We start from the raw sequence: 3,642 nt of genomic DNA on the forward strand, positions 1-3,642 counted from the left end.
CGCGAGACGCGTCAGCGCGGCGGCGACGAAATCGGGATGCGCGGCGTACCACTCGCGGTGCGCGGCTCGGACCTCGGCGTCATCGATCGATGCGCCTTCGACGATCCAGTGCCCGCGCGGCTCGTCCGAGAGCCCCCACGCCTCGATGACCTCGGGCTCCAAGGGGGCCTGCACCGAGTCGAGCAGCGGATGACCGGGGTCGGTCGGCCCCCCGGCGTGCCCGAGCGCCTCGAGCAGGCGGGCGCCCAACGGCATCCACACCGCGTCACCGGGGTGGTTGACGGTGCGCGCGTGATCGGCCGTGACCGCGTCGAACAGGTCGGAGACCGGCACATCGGCGCTCTTCTCGCGCGTGCGCAGCGTGTCGACGGACATCCGCCCCACGGCCCGCACGTCGTCGGGCGTGAGCGCCGGGACGACATCGATGCCGGCAGCTGCGGCGAGCGTGCGGATGTCGTGATAGGCCACGACGGGCGGGTCGCCCTCGACGCCGGGGACGCGGATGGCGGACTGGAAGGGGTGCAGCCCTGCGAAGCGCACCGGCGGCACGGTCAGCATGCGGCCGTCGGCGATCGCGGCGATCTGGCGCGACCCCAGCGGCAGGTCGCGATAGTCATCGCGGATCGGCTGACTCACGACGGTGTCGGCGCTGCGGACGATCTCGTGCAGGCGCTCGGTGTCTGCGGCGGTCATCTCGTGCACCGCCGGCACACGCACGAATCGATGGTCGGGAGAGTCCATCACCATGCGCAATGACTCGGCCTGGCAGTTGCCCAGAACGACTCCGAATCGGTCGGGAAGAGGGGCGAGCCCGTAGAACTCCCCGTAGTGCCGCCGGCGCGCTAGCACTAGGGAGTCGTCCGGCGCAATGGCCGTGTGCTGTTCGGGATCGTGACGCATGCTTCGAACGTACCCCCTCGATTCATCAGTCTTGCGTCCCCCATTGCTCTGCGGTCTCTCCGCCACCGCGATACGCGCACGTCGGGTGCTCACCCGCCAACGGAGACCCACATCCTCATCGAACCTGCCCTCATTCGCGTCGCCTCGATCCCGGCCGCCCACCCCTACGTGCGTGCGATCACCGACACACAGCGGGTGCACGTGCTGCCTGATCCTCCCGTTCCCGGCGCCCCCGCGGACGTCTGGTGGCCCCCGGTCGCGTTGACGGCGGAGTGGATCGGATCGCACTCGGCGGACTTCGATGTGCTGCACGTGCACTTCGGTCTCGAGTCGTTCTCGGCGCAGGAGCTGGCCACTGCGCTGGCGACCGCCCGTCGCCTCGGTCGCGCGGTGGTGTACACCGTGCACGACCTCGACAACCCGCAGCTCGTCGATCAGGCACCGTACCGTGAGCTTCTCGACGTGATCGTGCCTGCAGCCGACCACCTGGTCACGCTCACGGCGTCGGCCGCGGCCGAGATCGAACGCCGGTGGCAACGGAGCAGCCGGGTGCTCGCTCACCCCACTCTGCTCGAGGGCCGGCCGGCCACCGAACCGGCCGACCACGAGACCTTCACGATCGGCATCCACCTGCGAGACCTGCGCCCCAACATCGCCGCCGAGCGTGCGGTGCGCGCTGCCGTGGATGCAGCGGCACTGCTCGTGCAGACGGGTCGTGCCGTCGAGTTCGAGGTGCTGATGGATGAGCGCGTCCGCGACGACGAGACGGCTGCCCGTGTGACGGCTGCAGCAGAAGGACATCCGACGGTGCGCGTGCGGCGCACCGCGCGTCTGAGCGATGAGGCCATCGAGACCTGGATCGCGGGCACCGACCTGTTCGTGCTGCCGTACGACCACGGAACCCACTCGGGCTGGGTCGAGCTCTGCTACGACCTGGGTGTGCGCGTGGCGGGCACTGATGTCGGCCACATCGCGGCGCAGCATCCCGAGGATTTCCTCGTCATCGACCTCGACGATCCGCAGACTCTGGTCGAAGCGGTCGCGTTGGCGTCGGATGCACGCGCCTCCGCGCCCCGCGAGTCGCTGATCGCCGATCGACGGCTCGAGAGGCTGGCCGAACGGCAGGCTGTGCGCGACGCGCACGCCGAGCTGTACGCCGCCGCGTGCGCCGAGGCCACCAAGCCGGTGCGCGCGTGATCGCCCGCGAGCGACTGCGGGTGCTGGTCGTGGCGCCTGAGCGCCATGCCCTTCGCCAGCCACATGCCGGGGGCCTCGAGGCCGTGGTGTGGAACCGGGTGCGCTGGCTGCGCAGCCGCGGCCATGACGTGCAGCTCTGCGCGGCCAGCGGGTCGGACTTCCTCGACCTCGACATCGACCTGCACCTGCCGAGTCCGCACTGGCACCGATCGCGCGATGCGTCTGACACCGACTTCCCCGAGGGGCACCGTCGGCGGATGACCGATGCCTTCGACCGTGTGCGAGAGCGCCTCGACTCGCCCGCGACCCGGGTCGACGTCGTCGATAACCACAGCCTGCACGGCGACCCGATCCTGTGGAGCCGCGACATCGGCGTGCCCGTCGTCACCACTCTGCATACGCCACCGCTGTCTGACATGGTGATCGCCTCGAACGCGCTCACCGGGGCATCACCGCACCGATTCCTGGCCGTCAGCCAGTACACCGCCCGGGCCTGGTCTGCGGAGGGCGTCGAGGCGTTCGTCTTCACCAACGGCGTCGACACCGCGCAGTGGAAGCTCGGATCAGGAGGAGGCGACTGGGCCTGGTTCGGACGGATCGTGCCCGAGAAGGCACCGCACCTCGCGATCGCCGCGGCCCGACATGCCGGGGCCCGTCTGAAGCTCGCCGGTCGCATCGGCGATGCCGAGTACTTCGCCCGCGAGGTGCAGCCGCGCCTCGGCGACGGCATCGAGTACGTGGGGCCCCTGCGCCAACCCGAGCTCTCCGATCTGGTCGGCGCGGCCTCGGTCGCGCTCGTGACTCCCGTGTGGTCAGAGCCCTTCGGTCTCGTGATGGCCGAGGCACTCATGACCGGCACACCCGTCGTCGCCTTCGACTCGGGCGGAACGAGCGAGGTTCTCGCGGGCATCCCGGGCACGGCGATCGTGCCGGCCGCCGATGTCGAAGCTCTCGCACACGCCGCGACCGCTCTGGTCGAGCGCACGCAGGGCGGGCTCGCCCGCCAGCGCGTGCGCGAGGCTGCCGCCGCGCGTCACTCTCTCGACCAGCGGCATCGCGAGATCGAGCGGGTTCTCACCGTGGCCGCCCAGAGCGCCGTGTCGGGTCTCGATCTCGTCGAGGCGGTGGGCGCATGATCGGCTGGTACGTGCATCACCACGGCTGGGGCCATGTGACCCGCATGCTCGCGATCCGTCCGCATCTCGACGACGACGTGACGGTGTTCTCGAGCCTGCCGCAGCCCGAGGGCCTGCCCTCCCGGACGACCTGGGTGCAGCTGCCCTCGGACTCCGATGCGGTCATCGATGCCGACGGATGCCGGTGCGAGGCGCGCGACCTCGGCGACGTCACCGCGCACGGCGCGCTGCACTGGGCGCCCGTTCGGCATCCAGGTCATCAGGCGCGTCTGGCGGCGATCGCCGAATGGGTGGCGGTGCGGCCGGTCTCGGCGTTCGTCGTCGATGTCAGCGTCGAGGTCACGATCTTCACGCGTCTTCTCGGAGTGCCGACGATCGTCTTCGCGCAGCCGGGTGATCGCTCGGATGC

3 protein-coding genes and 1 pseudogene are annotated in these 3,642 nt (G+C 70.5%); 3 read left to right on the forward strand and 1 reads right to left on the reverse strand.

All coding sequences use genetic code 11. The features are described from left to right. Positions 1 to 900, reverse strand: a 900-nt coding sequence (locus J7E68_RS14830; protein WP_215173851.1) for a WcbI family polysaccharide biosynthesis putative acetyltransferase, incomplete at its 3' end; no start/stop codon positions are given. A gap of 168 nt (positions 901 to 1,068) precedes the next feature. On the opposite strand from J7E68_RS14830, the gene J7E68_RS14835 reads away from it, so the two are divergent. The 3 genes and pseudogenes from J7E68_RS14835 to J7E68_RS14845 all read left to right on the forward strand — a co-directional run. Then, positions 1,069 to 2,097 (forward strand): glycosyltransferase, encoded by a 1,029-nt coding sequence (locus J7E68_RS14835; RefSeq protein ID WP_215173853.1) that lies wholly within the window; start codon positions 1,069 to 1,071, stop codon positions 2,095 to 2,097. Further along, positions 2,094 to 3,233, forward strand: coding sequence for a glycosyltransferase (locus J7E68_RS14840; protein WP_215173855.1), 1,140 nt, complete (start codon positions 2,094 to 2,096; stop codon positions 3,231 to 3,233). Before J7E68_RS14835 ends, J7E68_RS14840 begins: the two co-directional genes overlap by 4 nt. Then, positions 3,230 to 3,642: pseudogene (locus J7E68_RS14845) on the forward strand (hypothetical protein); the annotation flags it as partial. The gene J7E68_RS14840 and the pseudogene J7E68_RS14845, both read left to right, overlap by 4 nt.

This window comes from Microbacterium sp. ISL-103 (genome assembly GCF_018613995.1).
In the GTDB taxonomy this organism is placed as follows: Bacteria; Actinomycetota; Actinomycetes; order Actinomycetales; family Microbacteriaceae; genus Microbacterium.